We start from the raw sequence: 24,509 nt of genomic DNA, 5'->3' as shown, positions 1-24,509 counted from the left end.
GGTGTTGGGCAGATACTAAAAGCGTCTGCTGTAAAGGGTTTCGGCATACTAAAAAGGCTTAGCTGATATCTCCCAGTATGGGACGAAGCATAATGTCTTCCACCACGGTTTGTGGGGCGAGGGTATAGGCGCTCCAGATAACGCTGGCAATGTCTTCGGGTGGCATCATGCGATCGGGTGGGGCCTCAAAACCTTCCCAGGAAGCCGTGAGTGTGGGGCCCGGGCTGATGCTGGTTACTTTTACGCGGTGTTCCTTCAATTCTTCACGCAGGTTCCCCGGAGAAGCCGAGCAGGGCATATTTGGTTATACTGTAAGATCCCCCGTTCGGGTAGGCCTTATGGCTGGCGGTGGAGCACAGGTTAAAAATGTGGCCTTTATTGCGGGCGATCATGTCCGGCAACAGGGCGCGGGTAAGGTGGTAGGCACTGTATAGGTTCACGGTCATCATCTTTTCAAGATGCCCATCTTCTTCCTGGTATAGGGCACCTGGCACAAAAATGCCGGCATTGTTTACGAGTATATCTATCGACCCAAACTCCGCTTTTACCTTTTGGGCAAAGGCCAATACGGCGGCTTTGTCGCCCATATCAGCTGCTTCGGCCAGTACTTTAACCGACGGATGTTGCCGGCGGATGCCATCGGCGGCTTCCTGCAGGTGTTGCGCGTTGCGGGCGCAAATGGCCACATTAAATCCTTCACGGGCCAGCCTTTCGGCTACTGCCCTGCCAATCCCTTTGCTGGCGCCTGTAATGACTGCGTTCATAGTGTGCTCAAACGTTTTTAACAGGATAAAAATAAATCCTTTGCCATACTTGTACTAATTTTGTTGATCGCGCTAAAGTGAAGAATGATGAAGTATAAACATATTTTTTTCGACCTGGACCATACCCTCTGGGACTTTGAGACCAATTCCACGCATACCCTGCAACATCTTTACGAACTGAACGCCCTCAGCAACAGGGGCATTGCTTCTTTCGACGATTTTTATACCCGTTACACCATACATAATGATAAACTGTGGGACCGCTTCCGCAAGGGATTCATCAACCGGAAAGAATTACGTTTTAAGCGTTTCTGGCTAACATTCCTGGAGTATAAAATTGCGGACGAAAAGTTGTGTAGTCTCATGAGCGAGCAGTTCCTGCAGGTGCTGCCTACACGCACCGCGCTGTTTCCCTATGCCATTGAGGTGCTGGATTACCTGGCCGCGAAAAACTACCCGTTACACCTCATCACCAACGGTTTTGAGGAAACGCAGTTCCTGAAAATGAAGAACGCGGGCATCTCCCACTACTTTACCCATGTAATCACTTCCGAAGGCGCTGGCAGCCTGAAGCCGCACCGCGAAATATTCGACTATGCGATGGCGAAAGCCGGAACTACGGCCGAAGAAAGCATTATGATCGGCGATACGCTGGATGTGGATATCCTGGGTGCGCAGAACGTGGGCATGGACCAGGTGTATTTTGGTCCGGGTAAGCCGGGGTCCCCGGTATTACCGACCTATTCGATCAGCTGTTTGAGCGAGCTGAAGAAGATCCTTTAATAGATATACACTCAGTGTTACATGCATATAGGATAGCTATACAAGGATAAAGCATATACAAAATAAAAAAGCGCTACCGTAAGGCAGCGCTTTTTCAATTATGGCATACTTGATTTAACTTTTTGATGCCGGTGTTTTAGCCACCGGTTTCGCCGTTCTCAAAGCCGCTGTTTTGCTGGGCTGGGTGCAGCATGATTTGCCTTTTTCGCCCGGTTTGCAGGCTGCCTCCTTTTTATCCTTTTTAGGCTCGGCCTTTGTTTTATCCTGCGCAACAGCGGTGGCGGCGAAGCAAAGAACGATAGCGGCGGAAGCAAATACTTTCTTCATAACTGCGTTATTTAGTTTAAAGTTAAGGTATTAAGGCCAAAACAAACTGTTAAAACATTAAGACAGTGTAGCGATCACCGTTTGACCGTTACGTACGATCTCGTTCAGCTTCACGTTCACCTTAGTGCCAACAGGCAGGTAAATGTCTACGCGGGAGCCAAATTTGATAAAGCCCATTTCACTGTTCTGCTCCACTTTCATACCTGCTTTCATGTAATTAACGATCCTGCGGGCCAGTGCACCTGCAATCTGGCGAACAAGGATTTCGTTATTTTTATTAGCGATTACCACGGTGTGGCGTTCGTTTTCGGTAGATGATTTAGGGTGCCAGGCTACCAGGTATTTACCGGCGTGGTATTGCGACAACTTGATTTCGCCGGCAATCGGGTTGCGGTTTACGTGTACGTTGGCCGGACTCATGAAAATAGAAATCTGCAACCGTTTGTCTTTGAAGTACTCTGCTTCAAAGGTTTCCTCGATCACTACCACTTTGCCGTCGGCGGGGGCAATAACGAGATTCTCGTCAGCTTTAAACACGCGGCTGGGTACGCGGAAAAAGGAAATGATAAAGAGCCAGAACACGAGGGAGATGAACAGCAGTCCCCAGGTAACGGCCGGGTAAGCGCTGGTGAAATAATATATGATGCCGTTAATAACTGCCAGGGCCACTAAAACCAATAAAATCGTAGCCGTTCCTTCGCGATGGATTGTCATCTTTGTTTTGATTATTTAAGAATTAGATATAGTGTTTGCTATGCATATTTACCGCAAACCGCGGTACGAAGTTAATTATTCTCAGTGAAGGAAAAAGTAAACGTACAGCCAGGCAAAGGGGGAGGCCAGCAGTAATGAATCGAACCGGTCGAGGAAACCGCCGTGGCCGGGCATCATGTTGCCGGAATCTTTTACCCCTGCCAGTCTTTTTAGTTTTGATTCCAGTAAATCGCCCGTTGTGCCGAACACTGCGGCAATTCCCGCCAGCGCCAGCCAGTGCTGAAATGGCAGTACGGTTCGTCCCCAGAACCAGCCAAACACACCTGCCGTTGCAACAGCCAGGATCATACCGCCAATGGAACCTTCTGTGGTTTTCTTAGGCGAAATAGTCGGGAAAAATGGGGTACGGCCAATCAGCGAGCCCACGATATAGGCCATGGTATCGTTTATCCAGATAAAAATGATCAGTAATAATGGTACCAGGTAGCCAATGGGTTTGCCGGAGGGCAGGGTGAATTGCAGCACATCGTTATTACGCATATCTACCAGCATACCCATGGAGATGGTTACGTATAGCAGGCCCAGGGCAGAATAGCCCATGTTTTTGAGCGAAAAGGTGTTGTTCATCAGTATTTCGCCCAGGGGTAAAACCATCATAAATACGATGGCGATGGCCCAGCCTAAAAAGCCCAGCGACAGGGTTTCACCGCCGAACTGGTCGCCGGAAAAGGCCATCATAATGCCACAACTGGCGATGAGTACGCCATAGCGGTGCCAGCTGGATATCTGCTCATACTCCGGATCTATTTTTCGCACCAGCCGGAAGTACTCCTGCAGGGCAAAGAAGTTCACGATGAAAAAGAGCAGGAAGAAGGTAAAGGACGTATACAGTATGCCCCCGAGCATGATGGCTACAAAAAAGAGGGCGGATATTGTGCGGGTAATGAAGGTCTTCATTGACAGGCCGTAAAGCTATATTTGATCAGTTACAAAGCTAAAAATTGTTTTCAATGTTCGCACCCGCGTCACGAATCAGGTTTTCGGCGGCAGCTTTCTGCGACACATGAACGTATACTTCCTCCATTCCCGGCAGCATTTGCTGGAAAGCAGACGATTGTTTGCTTAATAATACGGCGCTGATGCCATTTTCGATGAGCATGCCTTTTACCAGTTCCGCCTGAAAGCCCTGCGGGCTTGAAAATACTTTAATCCAATCTTTTTCCATTATTCTTCATTTTGATGTTGTGAAACAGATAAAACGTTGTTTTTGTTGCTGCGGCGCATCATGGCGAACAGCGCGATCACCACCAGTGCGCTCAGCGCAGTAATATACCAGGCATAACTTTCGTCGCTCTCGGTTTCGTTGCCGTTAAAATAGAACAATAATACGCTCAATGCGTTATTGCAAAAGTGAGCAATGATGGACAGCCATAGGTTACCGCTGAACAAGTATATAAAGCCAAGCACCATAGACAACGCTACGCGTGGTACAAAACCCGGGGCTTCGAGGTGAATGGCCGAAAAGATAATAGAGGTAATGATCACGGCGGCGACGCCACTTCCGGTGATTCCGGCAAATACGCGCTGCATGGCGCCGCGGAAAAATACTTCTTCGGCAATAGCTGGCAATACGGCGGCTATTAACAGGTTTACCAGCAGGTCGCCAATGCTTTTGGCTGCTAACATGGCTTTGGTGCCTTCTTCTGCTGACTCCTGAATTTTGCGCAGTGTGTCGCCTACCGGCCACCCCGCGTTCCATTCGGCGAGCCAGGCTACAAGTGGCAGGGCGGCTGCCATAATAAGAAGAGAAAATACGAGGTTGTAGACAGACGGGGGCGATTGAGCCCAAGTGCCGCCGCAGGCCGGGGTTCACGGAGGTAAAGAAAAAGTGCGGCAGGTACAAGAAAAACAATGAAAGTATATAAAAATTGTGCTAATTTCAGAGAGTTAGCAAGGCCGGAATCCTTTTTGACAGCCGATAAGAGCTCTTCTAACGTGTAGCCGCCCGAGATAGCCGAAATGAGCATGGGGCTGCCAAAGGAGTAGAGGAAGAAGAAGCCGATAAAAAGCCAAGTAAAGTAGCCAGTTGCGCCGATGCCGGTTGTTTATTAAGGAAGCCGTTCATGATCGTTCTCAGTATAAATTTCTGTAAATTTACATTGTGTTTTCCAGTTGACGGTTCCGCAGCGTCATAATCGCCTTTTTTAAGTTGGTAAACTGTGGGAAGAAAGCGGTTTTTACGGTTGTAGGTATACTAACTAACATCATCCTTCCGGCATAACGTGACAACAGGAACAGCAATACGAGGTAAAAATCCCCTAACCGGAGTTAGCTCCCGAACAGTGAACGTCATAACAAACACTACTCAGGGAAACGGCACGGAATATGAATGCACATCCACGTAGAAATATACAGTTCACAATCAACAACTTGTGGCAGATCCGGAGAAGAACGGCGAATTCAGGACGCAACTAAAGGTATAAATAAGCTCCCCCAAGAGGCAATAAAAAACAGTAACCGGAAAAGAATGGGTTCGTTGAAAGTGTGGTTCAGCATCAAAAAATGTATCCCCAAAAATCAACAAAAAAATTACTTCACATGGCCACCGCATTTAAAAATCAGAAAAACGAAGTCTGGAAAGACTTGCAGAAAAAATAAATCTGCCTTGCGTAAAAAGTATGCCGTGTCAAATCTTGGCAGGGTAATCAGCTATTCCGAAGATTATGACGACGGCAAAGTACTTACCGGTTCCACGGTAGAAGGCTACACGGTGCTTAATATCAAGCCTGCCGACACTTACCAGTCGCTATACCTCCACCGCGAAGTAGCCAAGCTGTTTTGTTCGAAACCTGGCCGCAGCCACCGGTACGTAATACACCTCGATTACGACAAGAAAAACAATAAGGTGGCCAACCTCCGTTGGGCCACCAAGCAGGAAATGGAGGAGCACCAGCAGAATAGTCCCGCCAAATTGGCCTACAAGCAGCGCCAGCGGAACCGGGTAAAAGGGCTTAAACTGAATATCACCAAGGTGAAAAGCATCAAACGCATCCTGGCCAAACCAGGCCGCAAAACGATGAAGCAGATCGCTGAGCAGTTCGATATCAGTGAAATGCAGCTTTACCGCATCAAAAGCGGCGAAAACTGGAGCCATGTAACGATCGATTAACACCAGCTTTTGGGAAAATACAACGACGAACGGCGGTCCTTTGCGGGGGCGCCGTTCGTCGTTTGCATGGCTGCCTGTTTTGTGTTACCTTACCAGACCCGTAAGGGATAAAACTGCGCGTATGTCATCGAAGAAAATAGCCATTATCGGCGGCGGAAACCTGGGTTCCGCCATAGCAGAAGGATTATTGAAAAGCGGCTTCTCCAAAGCCGCGGATATCACTATTACCAAACGCAATACTGCCACCCTGGGCAGGTTAAAGGACCAGGGCGTAAATATTGAGGCAGATAACGGCAAAGCCGTTGCCTGGGCAGACATTGTGCTGATTGCCCTGAAGCCGTATAACGTGAAGGAGGTGCTGGCCGGCCTGAAACCGCTGTTCAAACCGGGGCAGGTGCTTATCAGCGTGGTCACCGGCATCCTTATCGACGACCTGGAAAAAATTGTGGGTGGCGATATGCCGCTTGTAAGGGCCATGCCCAATACCGCCATCGCGATCGGCGAATCTATGACCTGCATCTGCCATAAATTTGCATCGGAAGAACAGGTACAGTTTGTAGAGAGCATGTTTAACCAGCTGGGTGTTACTGTCAGCATCGACGAAAAGTTGATGGATGCGGCTACCGTACTGGGCGCCTGCGGTATTGCCTACGCGTTGCGCTTTATCCGCGCCAATATCCAGGGCGGTATAGAAATCGGGTTCGATGTGCGTACGGCCAACCTCATCGCGGCACAAACCGTAAAAGGCGCCGCCGAACTGCTGATCCGCGAGAAACGTCACCCGGAGGAAGAAATTGATAAGGTAACCACACCCAAAGGCTGTACCATCGCGGGATTGAACGAAATGGAACACCAGGGGCTTCAGTTCATCGCTCATTAAGGGCATCGCTACTTCCTATAATAAGATCGTAAAAGGATAAATTTCCGGACCCGGACCACGCCGGGCCTTTTTTAATATGCCTGTGCCAGTATACTGACCATTTAAAGATTTGCTATGTTCAAGAGACAAAGGGTAGGCGGTTGCCTTCTTTATGCCCTTTTTGCCAGCTTTATTCTGATAGGAAAACCGCTGCTCGCCCAGCAAGGTGCAAGGCCTAACATCCTGGTGATCGTTACGGACGATCAGCGGTACAATACCATCCACGCATTGGGGAATAAACACGTGATCACTCCCAATATGGACCGCCTGAAGAAGCGCGGCGTCGCCTTTACCCGCGCGCACATCCTGGGGGCAAACAGTGGTGCGGTATGCGCACCCAGCCGGGCCATGTTGCTAACGGGCAAACCTTATTACCAGCTGCCGGACTGCTTTATCAACGGCGGTTGCGACTACCCCACTTTCCCTGCTTACTTCCGCAGCAAGGGCTACGAAACCTTTGAAACCGGCAAGTGGCATAACAGCAAAGAAGGGTTTAAATCTGCTTTTACCACTGCTGATAATATTTTCATGGGCGGCATGCACCAGGTAAAACTGGGTGGCCACGCCACCCCACGGCTATACCATTTCGACAGTTCCGGTCAATACCCCAACAGTGCGCAGTTTACCGGCGACCACTTCTCCAGCGAGTATTATGCAGATGCGGCGGTGCAATATCTTTCCCAAAAGAAAGATTCCACGCCTTTTCTGATGTACGTTGCTTTTACCGCACCGCACGACCCGCGTACGCCCCCGGAAAAATTCGCCAAACTGTACGACCCTTCGAAACTGCCGCTGCCCCGCAGCTACATGCCTGAACATCCCTTCGATAACGGCGAGTTAACGGTCCGCGACGAAAATTTGTTACCGTTGCCCCGCGACACGAATCTCGTGAAACGTGAGCTGGCGCTGTACTACGCTATGATAACCGAAGTAGATGATTGTATTGGCAGGGTGCTGGATGCATTGGAAAAAAACGGGAAAGACAAAAATACCCTGATCATTTTTACGGCGGATAACGGCCTTGCAGTTGGTCAGCATGGCCTGTTGGGCAAACAAAACCTGTATGATCACAGCATGCGGGTACCGCTAATCCTTTCCGGGCCGGGGTTGCCCACGGATGCGCGCCGCGACGCCCTTTGTGCACTCACGGATATTTACCCCACGCTTTGCGACTATGCCGGCCTGCCACGCCCTGAAGGGCTGGAGGGGCAAAGCCTGCTGCCGGTGGTGAAGAAAACAGCAAACGGCCGCCCGGCGGTATTTACCTCTTATAAGGATGTGCAACGCGCCGTACGTACGGAAGATAACTGGAAATTGATCTGGTATAAAGTGAAGGGTCGCGAAACCAAACAGCTTTTTAACCTGCAGATAGATCCCGGGGAATGCATAACCTCACCGGCAAGTCGGCCTTCTTCAGCAAAGAACAGGAGCTGACGCGGATGTTGGAAAAACATCTGGCAGCAGCCGAAGATGATTTTCCAACAAAAAAATAAACGGATTAAGGGCCTGCCACTTCAACGGCGGGCCTTTGTGTTTCTGCCGTAAGCTGCCCGTCCGTACCCGTCCGTACAATACCGCACGGTACTCATATGCGCAGGGCCTGCCAGGGCAGCACCCAGGTCATTCGCGGGCTCCATTTTATACGCATAACGAAATGCAATTTTTTCGCAGGAGTGATCGAAGTATAACGTGTCGTCCTCTATAATGGCCACTTTGCCAATCCGCACTTCACGGCCGCTATAGCGCACTTCACCTGGGAGAATGGTCCCCAGGAAACTGGCGCTGGTAACGGAACGGCGGGCACCTTCCGGCCTCGCGGCGGGTGACCAGCTGATGGCGTAACGATATAGCATAATCGTATCGGGTCCATCGAGTTGCGGGCCGGTAAGGCGGCGGCGGTTGCGGGCGCTGTCGAGCAGCCGGTAACTAAGCAATTGCCTGTCTGCCAGCGTATCCAGCAACCCGGTAATCTGCTTTGTAGAAGAATATACAATCGAATCGGGTACCACGATGGTCGTATTCGGAATGATGGTATCAAAAGCAAGAATAGCCGCTATGGCGGTTTTCCCTTCAAGGCGTACCGGTGTGCAGGTCGACGGCTGGCGGCAGGCGACGGCGAGTAATACGCAGGATATGGCGAGTAGGTGACGAGTCATGTGGAGGGTAATACAAAAGGCGGGCCGGCGTGTTGGAAGTCCATTACGTTGAAAAACATCAACATAAAAAAGCAGTTACCGTAAACGAGTAACTGCTTTTTTTCGTGGTCCCACCAGGGCATGATCCTGGGACCCCCTGATTATGAGTCAGGTGCTCTAACCAACTGAGCTATAGGACCTGTTCCTAAGAACTTCCCCCTTTCAGGGGAGGGGCAAAATTAAATATTTTTTAATCATTTCAAATTATTTTTTACACTTCCCGTACCCCGCTACTGTATTACCTTTGCCGCGGCTCAATACATTAGCGATATGGAAGGGATCAAACATATAATATTCGATTTGGGAGGTGTAATTCTCAATATCGATTACATGTTAACCGAGAATGCGTTCATAGATCTTGGTGTTACAAATTTCAGGCAGCTGTATTCGCAGTTTCATGCGAATGCCTTGTTCGAAGACCGGAAACTGGCGCTATCAGCAACGATGACTTTTTGCACGAATTACTGCAGGAGGCGCCCGAGGGTGTTACCGTTCCGCAACTGGTAGACGCGTGGAACGCCATGCTGCTGGACTTTCCCGTGGCGCGTTTGCAATTGCTGCAACAGCTGCAGAATTACTACGATACGTTTCTGTTAAGCAACACCAACGCTATACATCACACGGCCTTTAACGCCCGCCTGATGCAAACGCGCGGTCTGCCTTCGGTAGACATGTTCTTTAACAAGGCCTATTACTCACACAAAATCGGTTTGCGTAAACCGGAGAAGGAAGCGTACCAGCTGATCCTGGACGAAAACCGCCTGGATCCCGCAGCGACGTTGTTCATCGACGATACGCTGCCCAACATCGTTGCTGCGCAGGAATTGGGTATACGCACGATTCACCTGCAGGCACCGCAAACGATACTGGATATCTTTCGTGCCGCTAAATAACTATTTAACTTCTTCGAATTCGATGTAATCGCCGCGATCGGCCGGTTTGTCCGGTCGTTCGCTGGGTTGCGGTGGCGGCGTATTTTGAGTATATCCGGAAGATTGCTCCTGTTGACGGAATTGTTCACGCATGTGTTCCTGCATGTCGTTCATCTGGCGTTTTACATGTTTGGTGGCCCTGTAAACCGGGATGAAGAAATCGAATACCAGTTTGTAGAGCAGCCAAAAAATAAAAATGTAAAAAGGAATTTAAGAATTGCTGTCATGGTTGCGAAGTTAACAGATAATCCTGTTCAGGGGGTAATGGTGGCCCTGTTTTTAGGTTTTCTTTAACGGGTTGATGGAGTGGTTCTGTTGATGAAAGATTACTTGCAAGGCCTGTTGATCGGGAGTTTTCGGCCATTGTGCTGTTGCGTTGTAGTGACGATTGGTGGTATCGCGGTTTTCGCAGGCGTTAACCATAGAACAAAGCTGGTAGGGAGATGCGGGGATTATAGCTCCTCGATGCAAACGGGGGCCGCTCCGGTCGGAGCGGCCTGTATGAAACTATTTCCGGCTGATCAGGTTGGCGATCATAAGGATTACGAACGCACCGGCAAAAGCCGTTACAAAAGTGCCGGCGGGCGCCAGGTGTAACTGGCGGAAAATCCATCCGCCCAGTACGCCGCCGACGATGCCGAGGAGTATATTGCCCAGGCAGCCCATTCCTTGCCCCTTCACGATCAATCCCGCCAACCAGCCCGCCGCAGCGCCGATAAGTATAAACCACAACCAATGCATAGTTCTTTTTTTTAATTAGTTCGATGTCAATATAAAGCCTTTATTTTATATGTGAAGTGTTGACCACACTGTAATTAGCGAAAAGCCTTCATTTACCTAAAAATACTTTTTGTATTGAAATAAAATCTTAATTTTGCATTGATAAAAGATTCTAAAGAAGGGGGCTGTGAAAGTCCCCTTCTCTGTTTTTTGTATGGAAAAGGAACAAATTATAGCATCGATCCAGACGCTGGTAGAACAGGTGATCGCGGAGAACCCGGACTATTTTTTGGTTGAAATCAAAATTAAGCCGACCAACAATGTAAAGGTTTACCTGGATGCTGACAACGGGGCCGCCATTTCGAAACTGGTGAGTTTTAACCGCGCTTTGTATGCACTGCTGGAACCTTCCGGCATCTTCCCGAACGATGATTTTTCTTTGGAAGTATCTTCGCCTGGTTTGGACGAGCCGCTGAAAAATCAGCGTCAGTTCAGGAAGAACATTGGCCGTAAGGTGGAGGTAACTCTGCTGGACGGTGCAGCCAAAGAAGGTAAGCTGCTGGCGGCGGACGAAGAAAAAGTGACCATCGAGGAGCTGATCGGTAAAAAGAAAGAACAAAAAATAACAGATATAAATTTCTCTGAAATCAAGCACACGCATGTGTGCATTGTGTTTTAAACAATAAAGTAAAAAAATGGCTAGTATTAACCTGATTGAGTCATTCACCGAGTTTAAGGAAGCGGAAAATATCGACCGTCCTACGTTGATGAAGGTATTGGAAGATGTGTTCAAAACGCTCCTGCGCAAAAGTATGGCTCTGACGAGAACTTCGACGTGATCGTAAATACCGAAAAAGGTGACACGGAGATCCTGCGCCGCCGTACCATCGTGGACGATGGCGAGGTGGAAGACGATAACGCCCAGATCGCGTATACAGATGCCATCAAGATAGAACCCGATTACCAGGTAGGTGAAGATCTTTATGAAGAAGTGGAGATCATGGACTTTGGCCGCCGCGCCATCCTGGCAGCGAAACAAACACTTTCTGCCCGTATCGGCGATCTGAAGAAGAACATCCTGGTAAAAAAATATGCTGACAGGGTTGGCGAAATCGTAACCGGTGAAGTTTATCAGGTATGGAAAAAAGAAGTTTTATTATTGGATGATGAAGGGAATGAGTTAATATTGCCTAAAGCGGAACAAATTCCGACCGACTACTTCAAAAAAGGAGAAAACGTAAGGGCAGTAGTGAAGAAAGTGGAAATGAAGAACAATTCCCCGCTGATCATTCTTTCAAGAACCCACCCCTCCTTCCTGGCAAAACTGCTGGAAATTGAGGTTCCAGAAATTTTCGACGGTTTGATCGTGATCAAAAAGATCGTACGTGAGCCGGGCGAAAGAGCGAAAGTAGCAGTAGAGTCTTATGACGACCGTATAGACCCGGTAGGCGCCTGCGTAGGTATGAAAGGTAGCCGCATCCACGGGATCGTACGCGAACTGCGCAACGAAAACATAGATATCATCAACTACACCAACAACCTTCAGCTGCTTATCCAACGCGCGCTTACGCCCGCCAGGATCAGCCGTATGGACGTCGATAGCGACAACAAATACGCTTCTGTTTATCTGAATCCGGACCAGGTATCACTGGCCATTGGTAAAAAGGGTGTGAACATAAAACTGGCTTGCGAGTTAACGGGTTACGAAATCGACGTTTTCCGCGACGAGCAGCAGGAACAGGCAGAATTCGATATCGACCTGGAAGAATTTTCCGACGAGATCGAAGCGTGGATCATCGACGAGCTCAAACGTATTGGTTGCGACACTGCCCGCAGTGTGCTGGAACTGACCGCAGAAGAGCTGGTACGCCGTTCAGACCTGGAAGAAGAAACAGTAACAGAAGTTCGCAGGATATTACAAGAGGAGTTTGAGAAAGAATAAAGCTCGTCCCCACCTTCCCCGGGGGATTGGCTTCATAAAGTGAAGATGGTATCTTATTAAGTAATTAATTAAAAGTTAAAACAGTCTTCGCCACTGGCGAAGAAGGGGAGAGGCAGAAATTCAATATGCCCGAATCAACAAACAACACACCGCGCTTGCTGGCTGCCGCCAAGGAATTTAATATTGGTAAGGATACGCTCGTCGACTTCCTGGCCAATAAAGGATACGATACGGCAGAATTTGGCTCGCCCAACGCCCGTCTCACCGCACCGATGTACAATGCGTTGCAGGCGGAATTTCAGCAGGATAAAGCGAATAAGCGCAAAAGCGACCAGATTGCTTTGCCGAAAGGTACCGTGTTAGATGCCGCGAAGAAGAAAGAGAAAGAAGAAGCAGAAGCAGCCGCCGCGGCAGCCAAAAAAACGGCGCCCGCCAAAGAGGAAGCCAAGCCCGAGCCCGTAGCCTCAACGGTTACGCCGGAAGCACCTGCCTCTCCAAAAGCGGAGCCTAAGCCAGAACCAACGAAGCCACAAGCCGAAACACCGGTTGCACAACCGGAAAAAGCCCCTGAGCCTCCCAAGGCAGAGGATAAGCCTGCAGAGGCGGCTAAACCTGTTGATACAAACCGTATCAGCGGGCCTAAAGTTGTGACGACTATTGACCTGGATGCGCTGAACCGCCACAGGAAACCGCAAACGCCTCCTCCGGCTGCGGTTAAAAAGGAGAAACCGCGCCTGTAGCGCCCGTTACGCCGCCCCCGGCAGCGGAAAAACCTAAGCCCGAGCCAACACCCGAACCGGTGAAGCCCGCAGCTGAAGTGGTTGTACCGCAACCGCCCGCGAAGGAGCCCGTAAAAGAAAAGAAGGAAGAAGTAGTAGAAGATAAAAAAGAAAAAGTGGCTGTAACAACAGAAGAAGCCCCCGCCGTTCAGGCACCCGCTACGGTAGTCGTTAAGGAAACGCCCGCCACTCCGCCCCCGGCTGAGAAAGTGGTTGCCCCTGCGGCAAAACAGGAACAGGCCGAAATACCAACGCCTGCCCAAAATGACGAATCCGGTGACGCCGGCGATGATAGTGATAAGGTAATCACGAACATCCAAGCTGAAAAGCTGAGAGGTCCTAAGTTGATCGGCAAGATCGAACTGCCGGTAAATAACGACCGTCGCGACAACAAAGCCAAACAGGATAACGAAAAACGTAAGCGCAAACGCATTATCGTTGAGAAAAAGCAGGAGCCCATTAAACCGGGCGAGTACCCGCAGGACCGTGGTAACCGCGGCGACAATCGCAACAACGATAACCGTGGTAATACAAATGCTCCAGGCACCGGCCAAAGCCGTCCTTACCAGGAACGTAACCAAGGCGGCCAACATGGCAATCGTGGACCCGGTGGCGGACAGCACGGTAACCGCGGCCCCGGACAAGGTGGCCAACATGGCAACCGTGGACCTGGTGGCGGACAGCACGGTAACCGCGGCCCCGGACAAGGTGGTCAGAACCGCGGTAACTATGGCAATCGCGGCCCCGGACAAGGTGGCGGATTCCGCGGTAATAATCAACCCGATAACCGTCGTCCGGAAGATAAAGAAATCGACAAAAACGAGATCCAGAATAAGATCAAGGAAACCATGGCCAAACTTGGTGGCAATACCCGTGGTGGTAAAAACACCAAGGCAACCCGCCGCCGTGAGAAACGCCGTGAGTATGACGAACAGATGGCCAACAGGGGCTCTGAGGATAACAAACTGCAGGTAACTGAGTTTGTGTCCGTAAGCGAACTGGCAAACCTGATGGACGTGAGCTTTGCAGAGGTAATCTCAAAATGTATGGGTCTTGGCATCATGGTATCCATCAACCAGCGTCTGGATGCAGAGGTAATTGAACTGGTAGCCGGTGAATTTGGTTACGAAGTTGAATTCATCGGTCTGGAAGATGCAGATGATACTGATGAAGAGGAAATCGAAGATGATCCGGCTGATCTGGTGCCGAGAGCGCCGATCGTAACGATCATGGGTCACGTTGACCACGGTAAAACCTCTTTGCTTGACTACATCCGCAACGCGAACGTAGTAGCTGGTGAGGCCGGCGGTATCACACAGCACATTGGTGCTTACCAGGTGACCACTGCTACCGGTAAAAAACTGACCTTCCTCGATACTCCCGGTCACGAAGCGTTTACCGCGATGCGTGCCCGTGGTGCAAAAGTGGCGGATATTGCCGTTATCGTAGTAGCTGCGGATGATGCGATCATGCCACAGACCAAGGAAGCCATCTCCCACTCACAGGCTGCAGGCCTGCCGATGGTATTTGCCATCAACAAAATTGATAAGGAAGGGGCTAATCCGGAAAAAATTAAGGAACAGCTGGCGCAATTGAACCTGCTTGTAGAAGACTGGGGTGGTAAATACCAGAGCCAGGAAATTTCTGCGAAGAATGGTCTGAACATTGACCTCCTGCTCGAAAAAATACTGCTGGAAGCAGAACTGCTCGAACTGAAAGCCAATCCGGACCGCGAAGGTTCCGGCAGCATCATCGAGGCAACGCTGGATAAAGGCCGTGGTTATGTAACTACTCTGCTCGTATCCAACGGCTCCCTGCGCCAGGGCGATACCATCGTATCTGGTCAGCACTTCGGTAAAATCAAGGCCATGTTCAACGAACGCGGTCAGCGTCTGGAAGTTGCAGGTCCATCCTCTCCTGTACAGATCCTTGGTTTGAACGGTGCGCCGCAGGCTGGTGAGAAGTTCAAGATGTATGCAGACGAAAGCGAAGCTAAAGATGTGGCTAACCGCCGTGCGCAGATCGTGCGTGAGCAGGGTATCCGTACCAAAAAGCACATTACGCTGGACGAGATCGGCCGCCGTTTGGCTTTGGGCAACTTCAAGCAGCTTAACCTCATCATCAAAGGTGACTTTGACGGTTCGGTAGAAGCACTGAGCGATTCCCTGCAGAAACTTTCTACCGAAGAGATTGCAGTAAGCGTGGTACACAAAGGTGTGGGTCAGATTACAGAATCCGACGTACTCCCTGGCTACCGCATCCGATGCGCTGTTGATCGGCTTCCAGGTGCGCCCGTCGATGCAGGCGGCGAAACTGGCCGAGAAAGAGAACATCGAGATCCGTACTTACTCCATCATCTACGACGCGATCGACGAACTGAAGAGCGCTATGGAAGGCATGCTGGAACCGAAAATCGAAAAGAAAGTGGTGTGCAACGTGGAAATCCGCGAAACCTACAAATTCGACAAGGTTACAGTGGCTGGTTGTTTCGTACTGGATGGCCGCTTAGCCCGCAACACCAGGGTGAACCTGGTACGCGACGGTATCGTGGTTTACACCGGCGAACTCGGCTCCCTGAAACGCTACAAAGAAGATGTGAAAGAAGTGGTATCCAATATGGAGTGCGGTCTGAGTATCAGAAACTATAATGATATCAGGGTGGGAGACATCGTGGAAGGTTTTGAAGAAGTAGAAGTTAAGCGTACTTTATAATACCATAACGTACATAAGAAAAGGGCGGAAGGCTTTGTCAACAAAGGTTTCCGCCCTTTCTAAATCCGAAATTTTTGTTAAATAAGCGACCCGTCTTTGCGGGGCTTAGTATTTATTGGTTATTTTGGTGATTCACCTGAGAAATATGAAGAAATTATTGATACTGTCTGCCTCCGCCCTGTGCCTGGCCTCCGCCGCTTCTGCCCAGACGCGTTACATTGTAGACAAGATCGTTGCCAAAGTTGGCGATAAAATCATTCTCCGTTCCGAAGTGGAATCTGGTCTTGTAGACTTCCAGAAACAGGCACTGGATCAGCCGTTGCCGGCTAATGCCAGCTGCAGCGTACTGGAACGACTGATTGCCCACAAGGTGCTGGTGTTGCAGGCCGAGCGCGACTCCCTGCCCATTAACGATGCCGACGTTTCCGGTCGTATCGAAAGCCAGATCCGTTACTTTGAATCGGTGTACGGTACCCGCCAGAAAATGGAGGAAATAACTGGCTACACTGTTTACCAGCTGCGCGAACGTTTCCGCGAGCCCATCCGCGAGCAGATGCTGGCCGATGCGATGCGCGAAAAAATTGTAGGCACGGTGAAAGTGACGCCTACCGAAGTAAAAACAAACTTTGAACGTATTCCGAAAGACAGCCTGCCGTTCTACGAATCCGAACTGGAAGTGGGGCAGCTGGTGGTGATACCAAAAGCAGGTTCCGAAATGAGCAACTATGCCGTGGAGCGCCTGAACGAATTTAAAAAGCGTGCAGAATCGGGTACTACCGACTTCGGCACACTCGCTAAGATTTACTCGGAGGATCCGGGATGTAAGGAAACCGGCTGTATTTACACGCTGAACCGTAACGATAAAAACATGTGGGACCCCGCATTTTTGTCGGCTTCGTTCCGCCTGAAAGAAGGTGAAATTTCCCAGCCCGTGAAGTCGCAGTTCGGTTACCACCTGATTAAAATGTTGAAAAGGCAGGGTGATAACGTAACCGTACAGCACATCCTGATCAAAGCAGGCATTACCAATGAAGATATGACTGCCGCCACCAAGAAAGTAGATTCTCTGCGCAGCGCCATCATGGCCGGTAAAACTACTTTCGCAGACGCCGTTTACAAATACAGCGATCTGCCGGACGCGAAATTCACCGGCGGTATGATCCAGGATCCTAACAGCGGCAGCAGCCTGATCACCATCGATATGCTGGATGATCCTACTTATAAAGACATTGTACTGGCGCTGAACGACCTGAAGCCGGGTGAAGTGTCCAAGCCAATGAAGTATGAAGACCCTCGCAGCGGCAATGGTATGCGCATCGTATACCTGAAAACCCGCACCCAGCCGCACCGCGAAAACCTGCAGGACGATTACGCCCGCATCCGGGAACGCGCGATGAAGATTAAACAGGCCGAAACACTGAACAAATGGCTGCTGGACAAAATCCCTACTTTTTATGTGGATGTGGAGCCCGAGTTCAAAAACTGTACGAATGTGGCTTCATGGATGAACGCCCGGCTAAGAAATAAATCCGTCAGCTTTTTATTAAAATAGAGAAAGGAGCACCGTAAATGGTGCTCCTTTCTCATTGATGGCGCCGAAGTTCTATCCACCTATAACACCAAAAAGTCCATTGCCGTGCTCCCAAATTGCACTAACTTTGCATCTTCAATTTTACGGCATGAGTGACGCGATTAAGCATGAATGCGGACTTGCATTCATAAGATTAAGAAAACCATTCAGTTATTATCAACAACAATACGGATCGGTTTTCTACGGACTCAACAAGCTCTACCTCCTGATGGAGAAGCAGCATAACCGTGGTCAGGATGGAGCGGGGGTAGCCGCAGTAAAATTACACACCGAACCCGGTGTTCCGTTCATGAACCGCATCCGCAGCAGCGCTAACCAACCTATTGCAGACGTTTTCGCCAGGATCAGACAGGAAATTTCCGAAGTAGAGAAGTATCAGCCTGAAATCACCAAGTATCCTGGTTTGATGAAAGGTCACGTACGTTTCCTGGGCGAATTGCTGATGGGCCACCTGCGTTACGCTACACAGGGCAAAAACAACGAAGAGCTTTGCCATCCCTTTGTTCGTCACAACACCATTCCCGCACGCAACCTTACCATGGCGGGTAACTTTAACCTGGTGAATGTTGATGAGCTTTTCAATTTTGTAAAAGTATTTCCGGGCGATACCCACAAGAACAGCGATCTGGCAGCGATGCTGGAAGTAGTGCATCATTTCCTGGCTAAAGAAGACGAAACCCGTGAGAATGGCCTGGACGTGAAAGCATTCTTCAAAACGCATTCTCCATGTTCGACGGCGGTTATCACGTAGCCGGCCTCATTGGCTCCGGCGATTCCTTCGTGATCCGCGATCCGCACGGTATACGCCCCTCCTACTATTATATTAATGATGATGTAATCGTTGCTGCTTCTGAAAGAGCCGCCATCCGTACCTCTTTTAACGTTGGTGAAAACGAAGTGCTGGAGCTGATGCCCGGCAATGCGCTGATCGTGAAAGAAAACGGCGACTACAGCATTGAACAGATATTAACGCCCAAAGAGCGCCGTGCGTGCAGCTTTGAGCGTATTTATTTCTCTCGCGGCAACGACGAAAAGATTTACAAAGAGCGCTCTTCGCTCGGCCGTAATCTTTCTGAAACCGTACTGAAAGCGATTGACAACGATCTGCGTCACACTATTTTCTCCTTTATTCCCAACACGGCCGAAGTAGCTTTTTATGGTCTGATCAAAGGCCTGGAAACTTACCTGAACCGTATTAAGGTAGAAAGGATCATGAGCTGGGAAAAAGATTTTGATGAGGAGAAGCTCACTGAAATGGTGAATCGCCGCGTCCGCATAGACAAGATCGCGATCAAGGACGTGAAAATGCGTACGTTCATTACCGAAGACAGTGGCCGTAACGAAATGGTACAGCACGTGTATGACATTACATATGGTACGGTGCAGCCAGGCGTAGATACCCTGGTGGTGATCGATGACTCCATCGTTCGCGGTACCACCCTGCGCGAAAGCATTATCAAAATGCTGGACAGGCTCGGACCTAAGCGTATTATTGTAGTATCATCTGCGCCGCAGATCCGTTACCCGGATTGTTACGGTATCGATATGAGTAAAATGGGCGACTTCGTTGCCTTCCAGGCAGCGATCTCGTTGCTGAAGGAAACCGGAAGGGAGCACATTTTGCAGGAGGCCTACGGTTTGTGTAAAGAACTGGAAAGAACCAACACGCTGCACGCGCAAAACGTGGTGCGTAATATCTATAAACCTTTTACTACACAGGAGATTTCTGATAAGATCGCGCAAATCATTACCCCGACGGGCATCAGCGCCCATGTGGATGTGATTTACCAGTCAATAGACGGTTTGCACGATGCCTGTCCGAACAACCTGGGTGACTGGTACTTTACCGGCAATTACCCCACTCCCGGCGGTAACCGCGTAGTGAACAAGGCATTCATGAACTTTATGGAAGGCAAAAACGAACGGGGGTACTAAGTACTTGCCCGTTCGTGTTAATTTAGTCTTAATTCGGTCACCAGCTGGCTGATGGGAAGCATTTACGATTTAACTTCCGGTGTAAATTCCGTAAATTGGAATAAACTGTTTGTTTATCAATTGTTTTCAAACTGTTTTATGAAAACATTGCTTCTCGTTCGCCATGCAAAGTCCAGCTGGACAGACCCGGACATGGACGACTTTGACCGGCCGCTCAATAAACGCGGCAAGGCGGCGGCTCCTGAAATGGCAGAGCGCATTTCGTCACGTGGCACTATTCCGCAACTTATTATTTCGAGTCCGGCTAAGCGGGCACGATCTACCGCAAAAATTATGGCCAGGGAGTGGAAATATCCACGGCAGGCCATTTTGCTGGAAGAGGAATTATACCTCTGTTATGCCTCCACTTTCCTGAAAGTAATTACCAAAATTGATGATGACTTTGACCAGGTAGCGATTTTTGCCCATAACCCAGGCATCACCGATTTCGCGAACTACCTGACAGAGGAAATGCGCATCGACAATGTACCCACTGCCGGTATATTTGCGATAGCCGCGGATACAGATTGCTGGAAAGACTTTGACCGCGCTAAAAAGCGCTTCCTCTTTTTCGATTATCCCAAAAATGAGGGCGCGACTTTGTTTTAAATCTTGTTTTTAGGTTGATGAATTGATTTGCTGCCGCTGAAGTGTGCGACGCAACGGCTGTTGCATAGCATACGGAGGTGGGACTCCTGCTTTTTAAATGGAAAAAAGGTGTAAACTGCCGTTTATTAGCACTAAACGAATAATAATGGTTAGGATAGAACATGATTTTTTAGGAGAAAAGGAATTGCGTGATGACGTGTATTACGGCATTCAGACGCAGCGTGCGCTGGAGAATTTTCATATTACGGGCATCCCCATCCGGACGGAGCGATTTTTCGTGCAGTCGTTAGGGTTTGTGAAAAGGCCGCCGCGATGGCCAACCGGGACCTGGGCACACTGGATCCGCAGATTGCGGAGTATATTATCCAGGCCAGCGACCGGGTGATCAACGGCGATTTTGATGACCAGTTCATGAGCGACCTGATTCAGGGCGGGGCAGGTACTTCGGTGAATATGAACGCGAACGAGGTAATTGCGAATGTGGCGCTCGAGATGATGGGTAAAAAGAAGGGCGAGTACAAATATTGTCATCCGAACAACCATGTAAACTGCTCGCAATCCACGAACGACGCGTACCCGACGGCGTTCCGCATTGCGCTGATCAATCAATAAATTAACAGCTTACAGCGAATCGATCCGCTTGTTGGCCGAGGCTTTTGGGTCCAAGGGAAATGAATTTAAAAATGTGCTCAAGATGGGCCGCACCCAGTTGCAGGATGCCGTGCCGATGAGTTTGGGCGACGAGTTCCGCGCATTTGCCACGAACCTGAACGAGGAATTGGCGAGGATCGAAGATAGTAAACGACTGATTTCTGAAATAAATATGGGTGCCACCGCCATCGGTACCGGGGTGAATGCCCCGGAAGGGTACGCGGGGCTCGTAACTAAATACCTCCGCGACGTGACCGGCCTGGAGCTGGTACTGGCAGGCGACCTTATTGAAGCGACCTACGACACCGGCGCGTATGTGCAACTTTCCGGTGTACTGAAGCGTACTGCGGTAAAGATTTCGAAGATTTGTAACGATTTGAGATTATTGTCTTCCGGTCCACGGGCAGGGTTAAACGAAATTAACCTGCCGCCGATGCAGCCAGGCTCGTCGATCATGCCGGGCAAGGTGAACCCGGTAATTCCGGAAGTAGTGAACCAGACCGCGTTTTACGTAATCGGCGCCGACCTGATGGTAACGCTTGGGGCGGAAGGTGGCCAGTTGCAGCTGAACGTAATGGAGCCGGTAATTGCAATGGCGTTATTCACATCTATTACTTATATGACCAATGCCTGCAATGCCCTGCGCGAGAAATGTGTATCGGGTATTACGGCGAACGCGGAACACACCCGCGCGATGGTGATGGGCAGTATTGGCATCGTTACACAACTGAACCCGATCATTGGATACGAGCAGTCGGCAGCAATTGCGAGGGAAGCGTTGGAGACGGGTAAGTCGGTGCACGACCCGGCAGTCAAAGAAAAGGGTTGCTGACGCAGGAGAAATGGGATGAGATTTTTACGTTCGAAAATATGATTCACCCGAAGTTTATCAATAAATAAGATGATTTTGAATAAAGCGGCTCTGGAAGAGCCGCTTTATATTTTTAGTTGATAATCAATTTGATAAGCTATTATTGTTCTTTTTACAATAAATAATTTTAATGCCCCGATTTTTAAAATGTTTTGTGTTTTAAATACAATATATGCTTGCAAATCCTCTACCAGTAAGGTTTTTGCTATTTTGTGCCTAATTTTTCCTTTGTATTCGACATGGCCTCTTCTACAGAGTGCGATTGCTTCAATTCCAGCTGTTTTCCGGTTTCTTCCGCCAGTTTAAAATAAAATTTGTGCAGGGTATCCAGCTCCTCTTCCGATAAATCTTCCACATCGATCAGCCGGTTACTGGCTTCTTTTGTTGCCGCGATAAGTTCGTTTAGTTTTAATTGGATAGCCTTGCTGTCTTTGTTCTGCGATTTCTGGATCACAAATACCATCAGGAAGGTGATAATGGTGGTGGAGGTGTTGATGACGAGTTGCCAGGTATCACTGTAGTTAAAAAGGGGCCCGCAGATGGCCCAAACCACGATGGCGCCCATGGCGATCATAGAAGCCCGGGAACTACCGGTCGCGGAAATTACTTTTCCGGCGATCCTTTCAAAGAGTGGAATTTTCTTTTTCATAGAACATGGTTTAAAAAAGTACGGGCCTCCTTTTTAAGAGAGACCCGTTACCTGATATTCTTGCCAAATAATCTTAATAGTTGATATTCAATAACCTCAACTTGTTGTACAACGTCTTACGATCGATGTTCAGCAGCTGGGCGGCTTTGGTTTTGTTATATTTTACCGCTTTCAGCACGTTGATGATCTTATTGTACTCCGCTTTCAGCGCCACGGCCTTCAGGTCGTTCGCGTCGGTGATCATATCATGTTCCTCGAAGCCGTCGCCACCTGCAGAGAAAGTTTCGCGGGTGGATTCTTCTTTGAGTTCCAGGGGCAGGGTTTCTACTGCAATTTCCTCATCGGGCGGTGTTAACAGGCAGGCGCGACGGATCACGTTTTTCAGTTCGCGGATGTTGCCTGGCCAATCGTACCGGCGGAAGCAATCCCACACGTCACTTGAAATCGGGATCGGTTGTTTGCCCAGCTCTTTGCACACCTGCTGCATAAACGTGTCAACCAACTGCGGTAAATCGTCCAGGCGCTCGCGTAATGGTGGAATATAGATGGTGAACTCGTTGAAGCGGTGAAACAGGTCTTCCCTGAATTTACCTTTTTGTACGGATTCGGATAATTTTTCGTTGGAAGCTACTACCAGGCGAACGTCAACTTCAATTTCCTTGAGACTGCCAACGCGGCGGATCTGTTTTTCCTGGATAACGCGCAGCAGGGCTACCCGGATGTCGTACGACAGGTTCGCGATCTCGTCGAGGAACAGCGTACCGCCGGTTGCCTGTTCGAATGCCCCGATTTTGGTACCGATAGCACCGGTGAATGATCCTTTTTCATGGCCGAACAATTCGCTGGCGGCCAGTTCTTTGGAGAGGCTGCCACAGTCCAGCGCTACAAACGGTTCATTTTTACGCTGGCTGTTCTGGTGAATCAACTGTGCTACGGATTCTTTACCGGTACCTGTTTCGCCGTACACGATTACACTGTAATCGGTGGGCGCCACAAGGGTAATCTGGCGATAAAGTTCCTTAGCAGGAAGACTTTTACCATATACATATTTATCGTTCGGCTTGGAAGATTTGAGGGAAAGCGGTGTTTTTTCCTCTTCGACTACCGGTTTCGGCTCTTCCACGGCGCGGCCATTGGCAGCCGGGGCGGCGGCAACGGGTTCACGCAGCGGAACGGGTTCTTGTGACAGTGCTTTTGCACCAGCGCCAGAATTTCGTCCGGGTAAAGTGGCTTGGAAATATAATCGTACGCACCATTCTTCACCATATCCACTGCAATACGCACGTCTGTGTAGCCCGTGATAATAATTACGACGGTACGTGGTCTGATCTGGCGGATGTCGTTGAGCAGTTGCGCTCCATCTGTATCTTTTAACCTGTAATCGCACAGGATTAGATCATACGGTTTCTCTTTCAGCATTTTTAATGCTGTGGCACCGACATCGTAGACTCAGCCTTAAATCCATGCTTCGACAGGAATTTGCTGAGCAGCGTACAGATATTTATTTCGTCGTCAATGATTAGGATACTCTTCATATTCGTATGATGTTAGCCGGGTTACTAAATTTACGATTTAAATCAGTGCCGCCCTAACGGTTTTAGCTTTTTATTTGATAGATAACTTCTTGTAAACGCTTCAGGCTAAAGGGCTTCGGGAGGAAAAACGAGGCGCCGGCATTGAGGGCCTGCTCCATTTCCATACCCGTGTCGTATGCACTGATCGTTACGATCGGCGTTTCGGGACACTGCTTTTTTATAGCAGGTAAAGCCTCCAACCCGGACCCATCCGGCAGGTGTATGTCTAAAAACAGGATATCCGGTTGTTGATCTTGTATGCACTTCATGCCTTCTTCCAGCGCATGTACGTACTTCACATTATAACCTCGCCTCAGCAGGCTTAGTTGCAACAGCTTGCAGATATCCGGTTCATCATCAATTATCAATATGAAATCACCCATTTTGAAATATTGTGCGCATATAGCGCTGTGTAAATTGCATAGGCTGATATAAAACTAGATACAGTCACTTGTCTTATGTCACTATCAGTGAAACTAACACTGCAATTAGCTTGCCTGAACGTTTTTATTGAGCGGCACCCCATAATTGTGGAATTTTTTTCCCGGCACGCACGTGCAAAATTCCACAATCTGGCGTGCGAATTAACAAAATAAACCGTAAATCTATGATTCTCCCTCGTGCCGGCTCGCTG

31 protein-coding genes, 1 tRNA gene and 1 pseudogene are annotated in these 24,509 nt (G+C 49.3%); 18 read left to right on the top strand and 15 right to left on the bottom strand.

Features of this window, described 5'->3' with window-relative positions; translation table 11 throughout:
• Positions 1-58: 58 nt before the first annotated feature.
• The gene (locus tag MKQ70_RS27490; RefSeq protein ID WP_248075931.1) at positions 59-259 is read right to left on the bottom strand and encodes an SDR family oxidoreductase; all 201 of its coding nucleotides are present in this window, start codon (positions 257-259) and stop codon (positions 59-61) included.
• 4 nt (positions 260-263) lie between these two features.
• Complete coding sequence (locus MKQ70_RS27485) at positions 264-764, bottom strand: SDR family oxidoreductase (protein ID WP_248075928.1); 501 nt, start codon at positions 762-764, stop codon at positions 264-266.
• Positions 765-848: 84 nt separating this feature from the next.
• Between MKQ70_RS27485 and MKQ70_RS27480 the strand changes: the two genes are divergently transcribed.
• Positions 849-1,547, top strand: coding sequence for a YjjG family noncanonical pyrimidine nucleotidase (locus MKQ70_RS27480; RefSeq protein ID WP_248075924.1), 699 nt, complete (start codon positions 849-851; stop codon positions 1,545-1,547).
• Positions 1,548-1,661: 114 nt separating this feature from the next.
• Here the strand turns inward: MKQ70_RS27480 and MKQ70_RS27475 are convergent, their stop codons facing one another.
• The 5 genes from MKQ70_RS27475 to MKQ70_RS27455 form a co-directional block, all read right to left on the bottom strand.
• Positions 1,662-1,874: a hypothetical protein gene (locus MKQ70_RS27475; protein ID WP_248075921.1), complete on the bottom strand. Its 213-nt coding sequence runs from the start codon at positions 1,872-1,874 to the stop codon at positions 1,662-1,664.
• A 57-nt stretch (positions 1,875-1,931) separates the two neighbouring features.
• Positions 1,932-2,588 (bottom strand): phosphatidylserine decarboxylase family protein, encoded by a 657-nt coding sequence (locus MKQ70_RS27470; protein WP_248075919.1) that lies wholly within the window; start codon positions 2,586-2,588, stop codon positions 1,932-1,934.
• An 81-nt stretch (positions 2,589-2,669) separates the two neighbouring features.
• Positions 2,670-3,545 (bottom strand): phosphatidate cytidylyltransferase, encoded by an 876-nt coding sequence (locus tag MKQ70_RS27465; protein ID WP_248075918.1) that lies wholly within the window; start codon positions 3,543-3,545, stop codon positions 2,670-2,672.
• 37 nt (positions 3,546-3,582) lie between these two features.
• Positions 3,583-3,813, bottom strand: a complete 231-nt coding sequence (locus tag MKQ70_RS27460; protein ID WP_248075914.1) for a putative signal transducing protein — start codon at positions 3,811-3,813, stop codon at positions 3,583-3,585.
• The gene (locus MKQ70_RS27455; protein ID WP_248075911.1) at positions 3,813-4,385 is read right to left on the bottom strand and encodes a CPBP family intramembrane glutamic endopeptidase; all 573 of its coding nucleotides are present in this window, start codon (positions 4,383-4,385) and stop codon (positions 3,813-3,815) included. Before MKQ70_RS27455 ends, MKQ70_RS27460 begins: the two co-directional genes overlap by 1 nt.
• An 886-nt stretch (positions 4,386-5,271) precedes the next feature.
• Here MKQ70_RS27455 and MKQ70_RS27450 point away from each other — a divergent pair.
• From MKQ70_RS27450 to MKQ70_RS27440, 3 genes are all read left to right on the top strand, one after another.
• Entirely contained in the window at positions 5,272-5,757 is a 486-nt protein-coding gene (locus MKQ70_RS27450; protein WP_248075909.1) for an HNH endonuclease family protein, read from the top strand.
• 121 nt (positions 5,758-5,878) lie between these two features.
• Positions 5,879-6,637 carry a pyrroline-5-carboxylate reductase gene (gene proC / locus MKQ70_RS27445; RefSeq protein ID WP_248075906.1) on the top strand — a complete coding sequence of 253 codons (759 nt, stop codon included), beginning with the start codon at positions 5,879-5,881 and terminating at the stop codon, positions 6,635-6,637.
• 114 nt (positions 6,638-6,751) lie between these two features.
• Positions 6,752-8,110, top strand: coding sequence for a sulfatase family protein (locus MKQ70_RS27440; RefSeq protein WP_248075903.1), 1,359 nt, complete (start codon positions 6,752-6,754; stop codon positions 8,108-8,110).
• An 80-nt stretch (positions 8,111-8,190) separates the two neighbouring features.
• Here MKQ70_RS27440 and MKQ70_RS27435 read toward each other — a convergent pair whose 3' ends face one another.
• Positions 8,191-8,832: a hypothetical protein gene (locus MKQ70_RS27435; protein WP_248075901.1), complete on the bottom strand. Its 642-nt coding sequence runs from the start codon at positions 8,830-8,832 to the stop codon at positions 8,191-8,193.
• A 105-nt stretch (positions 8,833-8,937) separates the two neighbouring features.
• Positions 8,938-9,011 (bottom strand) — tRNA-Ile (locus MKQ70_RS27430).
• Positions 9,012-9,323: 312 nt separating this feature from the next.
• Here MKQ70_RS27430 and MKQ70_RS27425 point away from each other — a divergent pair.
• The gene (locus MKQ70_RS27425) at positions 9,324-9,764 is read left to right on the top strand and encodes an HAD-IA family hydrolase (RefSeq protein WP_248075898.1); all 441 of its coding nucleotides are present in this window, start codon (positions 9,324-9,326) and stop codon (positions 9,762-9,764) included.
• On the opposite strand, the gene MKQ70_RS27420 is transcribed toward MKQ70_RS27425, so the two are convergent.
• On the bottom strand, positions 9,765-9,908 hold the full coding sequence (locus tag MKQ70_RS27420; protein WP_248075895.1) for a hypothetical protein: 144 nt from the start codon (positions 9,906-9,908) through the stop codon (positions 9,765-9,767).
• On the opposite strand from MKQ70_RS27420, the gene MKQ70_RS27415 reads away from it, so the two are divergent.
• The gene (locus MKQ70_RS27415; RefSeq protein WP_248075891.1) at positions 9,897-10,097 is read left to right on the top strand and encodes a hypothetical protein; all 201 of its coding nucleotides are present in this window, start codon (positions 9,897-9,899) and stop codon (positions 10,095-10,097) included. The genes MKQ70_RS27420 and MKQ70_RS27415 overlap by 12 nt on opposite strands.
• A gap of 213 nt (positions 10,098-10,310) precedes the next feature.
• Here MKQ70_RS27415 and MKQ70_RS27410 read toward each other — a convergent pair whose 3' ends face one another.
• On the bottom strand, positions 10,311-10,544 hold the full coding sequence (locus tag MKQ70_RS27410; RefSeq protein ID WP_248075888.1) for a GlsB/YeaQ/YmgE family stress response membrane protein: 234 nt from the start codon (positions 10,542-10,544) through the stop codon (positions 10,311-10,313).
• Between the two features lie 193 nt (positions 10,545-10,737).
• Here MKQ70_RS27410 and rimP point away from each other — a divergent pair, with 193 nt between their 5' ends.
• The 12 genes and pseudogenes from rimP to MKQ70_RS43405 all read left to right on the top strand — a co-directional run bounded on the left by rimP (position 10,738) and on the right by MKQ70_RS43405 (position 21,613).
• Positions 10,738-11,202, top strand: coding sequence for a ribosome maturation factor RimP (gene rimP / locus MKQ70_RS27405; RefSeq protein ID WP_248075887.1), 465 nt, complete (start codon positions 10,738-10,740; stop codon positions 11,200-11,202).
• 16 nt (positions 11,203-11,218) lie between these two features.
• A complete protein-coding gene (locus MKQ70_RS27400) occupies positions 11,219-11,362 on the top strand; it encodes a hypothetical protein (RefSeq protein ID WP_248075885.1) in 144 nt (47 codons plus the stop codon).
• Complete coding sequence (gene nusA, locus MKQ70_RS27395) at positions 11,359-12,465, top strand: transcription termination factor NusA (RefSeq protein WP_248075883.1); 1,107 nt, start codon at positions 11,359-11,361, stop codon at positions 12,463-12,465. Before MKQ70_RS27400 ends, nusA begins: the two co-directional genes overlap by 4 nt.
• A 125-nt stretch (positions 12,466-12,590) precedes the next feature.
• A complete protein-coding gene (locus MKQ70_RS27390; RefSeq protein WP_248075881.1) occupies positions 12,591-13,205 on the top strand; it encodes an NADH-quinone oxidoreductase subunit E in 615 nt (204 codons plus the stop codon).
• Between the two features lie 887 nt (positions 13,206-14,092).
• A pseudogene (infB, locus tag MKQ70_RS27385) lies at positions 14,093-15,427 on the top strand (translation initiation factor IF-2); the annotation flags it as partial.
• Between the two features lie 115 nt (positions 15,428-15,542).
• On the top strand, positions 15,543-15,956 hold the full coding sequence (locus tag MKQ70_RS39730; protein ID WP_282456792.1) for an EF-Tu/IF-2/RF-3 family GTPase: 414 nt from the start codon (positions 15,543-15,545) through the stop codon (positions 15,954-15,956).
• 145 nt (positions 15,957-16,101) lie between these two features.
• Complete coding sequence (locus MKQ70_RS39725; protein WP_282456790.1) at positions 16,102-17,508, top strand: peptidylprolyl isomerase; 1,407 nt, start codon at positions 16,102-16,104, stop codon at positions 17,506-17,508.
• Positions 17,509-17,635: 127 nt separating this feature from the next.
• Positions 17,636-18,298: an amidophosphoribosyltransferase gene (locus tag MKQ70_RS27365; RefSeq protein ID WP_248075880.1), complete on the top strand. Its 663-nt coding sequence runs from the start codon at positions 17,636-17,638 to the stop codon at positions 18,296-18,298.
• On the top strand, positions 18,274-19,482 hold the full coding sequence (locus MKQ70_RS27360) for an amidophosphoribosyltransferase (protein ID WP_248075878.1): 1,209 nt from the start codon (positions 18,274-18,276) through the stop codon (positions 19,480-19,482). The genes MKQ70_RS27365 and MKQ70_RS27360 overlap by 25 nt, the downstream gene beginning before the upstream one ends.
• A gap of 138 nt (positions 19,483-19,620) precedes the next feature.
• Positions 19,621-20,130: a SixA phosphatase family protein gene (locus MKQ70_RS27355; protein WP_248075876.1), complete on the top strand. Its 510-nt coding sequence runs from the start codon at positions 19,621-19,623 to the stop codon at positions 20,128-20,130.
• Between the two features lie 270 nt (positions 20,131-20,400).
• Positions 20,401-20,742, top strand: coding sequence for a lyase family protein (locus tag MKQ70_RS43410; protein ID WP_308199549.1), 342 nt, complete (start codon positions 20,401-20,403; stop codon positions 20,740-20,742).
• A 28-nt stretch (positions 20,743-20,770) separates the two neighbouring features.
• Positions 20,771-21,613 (top strand): lyase family protein, encoded by an 843-nt coding sequence (locus MKQ70_RS43405; RefSeq protein ID WP_308199204.1) that lies wholly within the window; start codon positions 20,771-20,773, stop codon positions 21,611-21,613.
• A 244-nt stretch (positions 21,614-21,857) separates the two neighbouring features.
• Here the strand turns inward: MKQ70_RS43405 and MKQ70_RS27345 are convergent, their stop codons facing one another.
• From MKQ70_RS27345 to MKQ70_RS27330, 4 genes are all read right to left on the bottom strand, one after another.
• Positions 21,858-22,301, bottom strand: a complete 444-nt coding sequence (locus tag MKQ70_RS27345) for a low affinity iron permease family protein (protein ID WP_248075874.1) — start codon at positions 22,299-22,301, stop codon at positions 21,858-21,860.
• Positions 22,302-22,374: 73 nt separating this feature from the next.
• Positions 22,375-23,424: a sigma-54 interaction domain-containing protein gene (locus MKQ70_RS27340; protein WP_248075872.1), complete on the bottom strand. Its 1,050-nt coding sequence runs from the start codon at positions 23,422-23,424 to the stop codon at positions 22,375-22,377.
• The gene (locus tag MKQ70_RS27335) at positions 23,403-23,720 is read right to left on the bottom strand and encodes a response regulator (RefSeq protein WP_248075870.1); all 318 of its coding nucleotides are present in this window, start codon (positions 23,718-23,720) and stop codon (positions 23,403-23,405) included. The genes MKQ70_RS27340 and MKQ70_RS27335 overlap by 22 nt, the downstream gene beginning before the upstream one ends.
• A gap of 178 nt (positions 23,721-23,898) precedes the next feature.
• A complete protein-coding gene (locus MKQ70_RS27330; protein ID WP_248075867.1) occupies positions 23,899-24,258 on the bottom strand; it encodes a response regulator in 360 nt (119 codons plus the stop codon).
• Between the last annotated feature and the right edge of the window lie 251 nt (positions 24,259-24,509).

Origin of the sequence: Chitinophaga sedimenti (genome assembly GCF_023156195.1) — a bacterium.
GTDB lineage: Bacteria > Bacteroidota > Bacteroidia > Chitinophagales > Chitinophagaceae > Chitinophaga > Chitinophaga sedimenti.
The sequence above is the reverse complement of the archived record's forward strand: the minus strand, read 5'-3'. Positions and strand labels throughout refer to the sequence as shown.

Excerpts from the sequence above, each read along its gene's own strand:
- MKQ70_RS27485 (WP_248075928.1), bottom strand. The coding sequence starts at position 764 with ATGAACGCAGTCATTACAGGCGCCAGCAAAGGGATTGGCAGGGCAGTA.
- MKQ70_RS27480 (WP_248075924.1), top strand. The coding sequence starts at position 849 with ATGATGAAGTATAAACATATTTTTTTCGACCTGGACCATACCCTCTGG.
- MKQ70_RS27475 (WP_248075921.1), bottom strand. The coding sequence starts at position 1,874 with ATGAAGAAAGTATTTGCTTCCGCCGCTATCGTTCTTTGCTTCGCCGCC.
- MKQ70_RS27470 (WP_248075919.1), bottom strand. The coding sequence starts at position 2,588 with ATGACAATCCATCGCGAAGGAACGGCTACGATTTTATTGGTTTTAGTG.
- MKQ70_RS27465 (WP_248075918.1), bottom strand. The coding sequence starts at position 3,545 with ATGAAGACCTTCATTACCCGCACAATATCCGCCCTCTTTTTTGTAGCC.
- MKQ70_RS27460 (WP_248075914.1), bottom strand. The coding sequence starts at position 3,813 with ATGGAAAAAGATTGGATTAAAGTATTTTCAAGCCCGCAGGGCTTTCAG.
- MKQ70_RS27455 (WP_248075911.1), bottom strand. The coding sequence starts at position 4,385 with ATGGCAGCCGCCCTGCCACTTGTAGCCTGGCTCGCCGAATGGAACGCG.
- proC (WP_248075906.1), top strand. The coding sequence starts at position 5,879 with ATGTCATCGAAGAAAATAGCCATTATCGGCGGCGGAAACCTGGGTTCC.
- MKQ70_RS27440 (WP_248075903.1), top strand. The coding sequence starts at position 6,752 with ATGTTCAAGAGACAAAGGGTAGGCGGTTGCCTTCTTTATGCCCTTTTT.
- MKQ70_RS27435 (WP_248075901.1), bottom strand. The coding sequence starts at position 8,832 with ATGACTCGTCACCTACTCGCCATATCCTGCGTATTACTCGCCGTCGCC.
- MKQ70_RS27420 (WP_248075895.1), bottom strand. The coding sequence starts at position 9,908 with ATGCAGGAACACATGCGTGAACAATTCCGTCAACAGGAGCAATCTTCC.
- MKQ70_RS27410 (WP_248075888.1), bottom strand. The coding sequence starts at position 10,544 with ATGCATTGGTTGTGGTTTATACTTATCGGCGCTGCGGCGGGCTGGTTG.
- rimP (WP_248075887.1), top strand. The coding sequence starts at position 10,738 with ATGGAAAAGGAACAAATTATAGCATCGATCCAGACGCTGGTAGAACAG.
- MKQ70_RS27400 (WP_248075885.1), top strand. The coding sequence starts at position 11,219 with ATGGCTAGTATTAACCTGATTGAGTCATTCACCGAGTTTAAGGAAGCG.
- MKQ70_RS27390 (WP_248075881.1), top strand. The coding sequence starts at position 12,591 with ATGCCCGAATCAACAAACAACACACCGCGCTTGCTGGCTGCCGCCAAG.
- MKQ70_RS39730 (WP_282456792.1), top strand. The coding sequence starts at position 15,543 with ATGCAGGCGGCGAAACTGGCCGAGAAAGAGAACATCGAGATCCGTACT.
- MKQ70_RS39725 (WP_282456790.1), top strand. The coding sequence starts at position 16,102 with ATGAAGAAATTATTGATACTGTCTGCCTCCGCCCTGTGCCTGGCCTCC.
- MKQ70_RS27365 (WP_248075880.1), top strand. The coding sequence starts at position 17,636 with ATGAGTGACGCGATTAAGCATGAATGCGGACTTGCATTCATAAGATTA.
- MKQ70_RS27360 (WP_248075878.1), top strand. The coding sequence starts at position 18,274 with ATGTTCGACGGCGGTTATCACGTAGCCGGCCTCATTGGCTCCGGCGAT.
- MKQ70_RS27355 (WP_248075876.1), top strand. The coding sequence starts at position 19,621 with ATGAAAACATTGCTTCTCGTTCGCCATGCAAAGTCCAGCTGGACAGAC.
- MKQ70_RS27345 (WP_248075874.1), bottom strand. The coding sequence starts at position 22,301 with ATGAAAAAGAAAATTCCACTCTTTGAAAGGATCGCCGGAAAAGTAATT.
- MKQ70_RS27335 (WP_248075870.1), bottom strand. The coding sequence starts at position 23,720 with ATGCTGAAAGAGAAACCGTATGATCTAATCCTGTGCGATTACAGGTTA.
- MKQ70_RS27330 (WP_248075867.1), bottom strand. The coding sequence starts at position 24,258 with ATGGGTGATTTCATATTGATAATTGATGATGAACCGGATATCTGCAAG.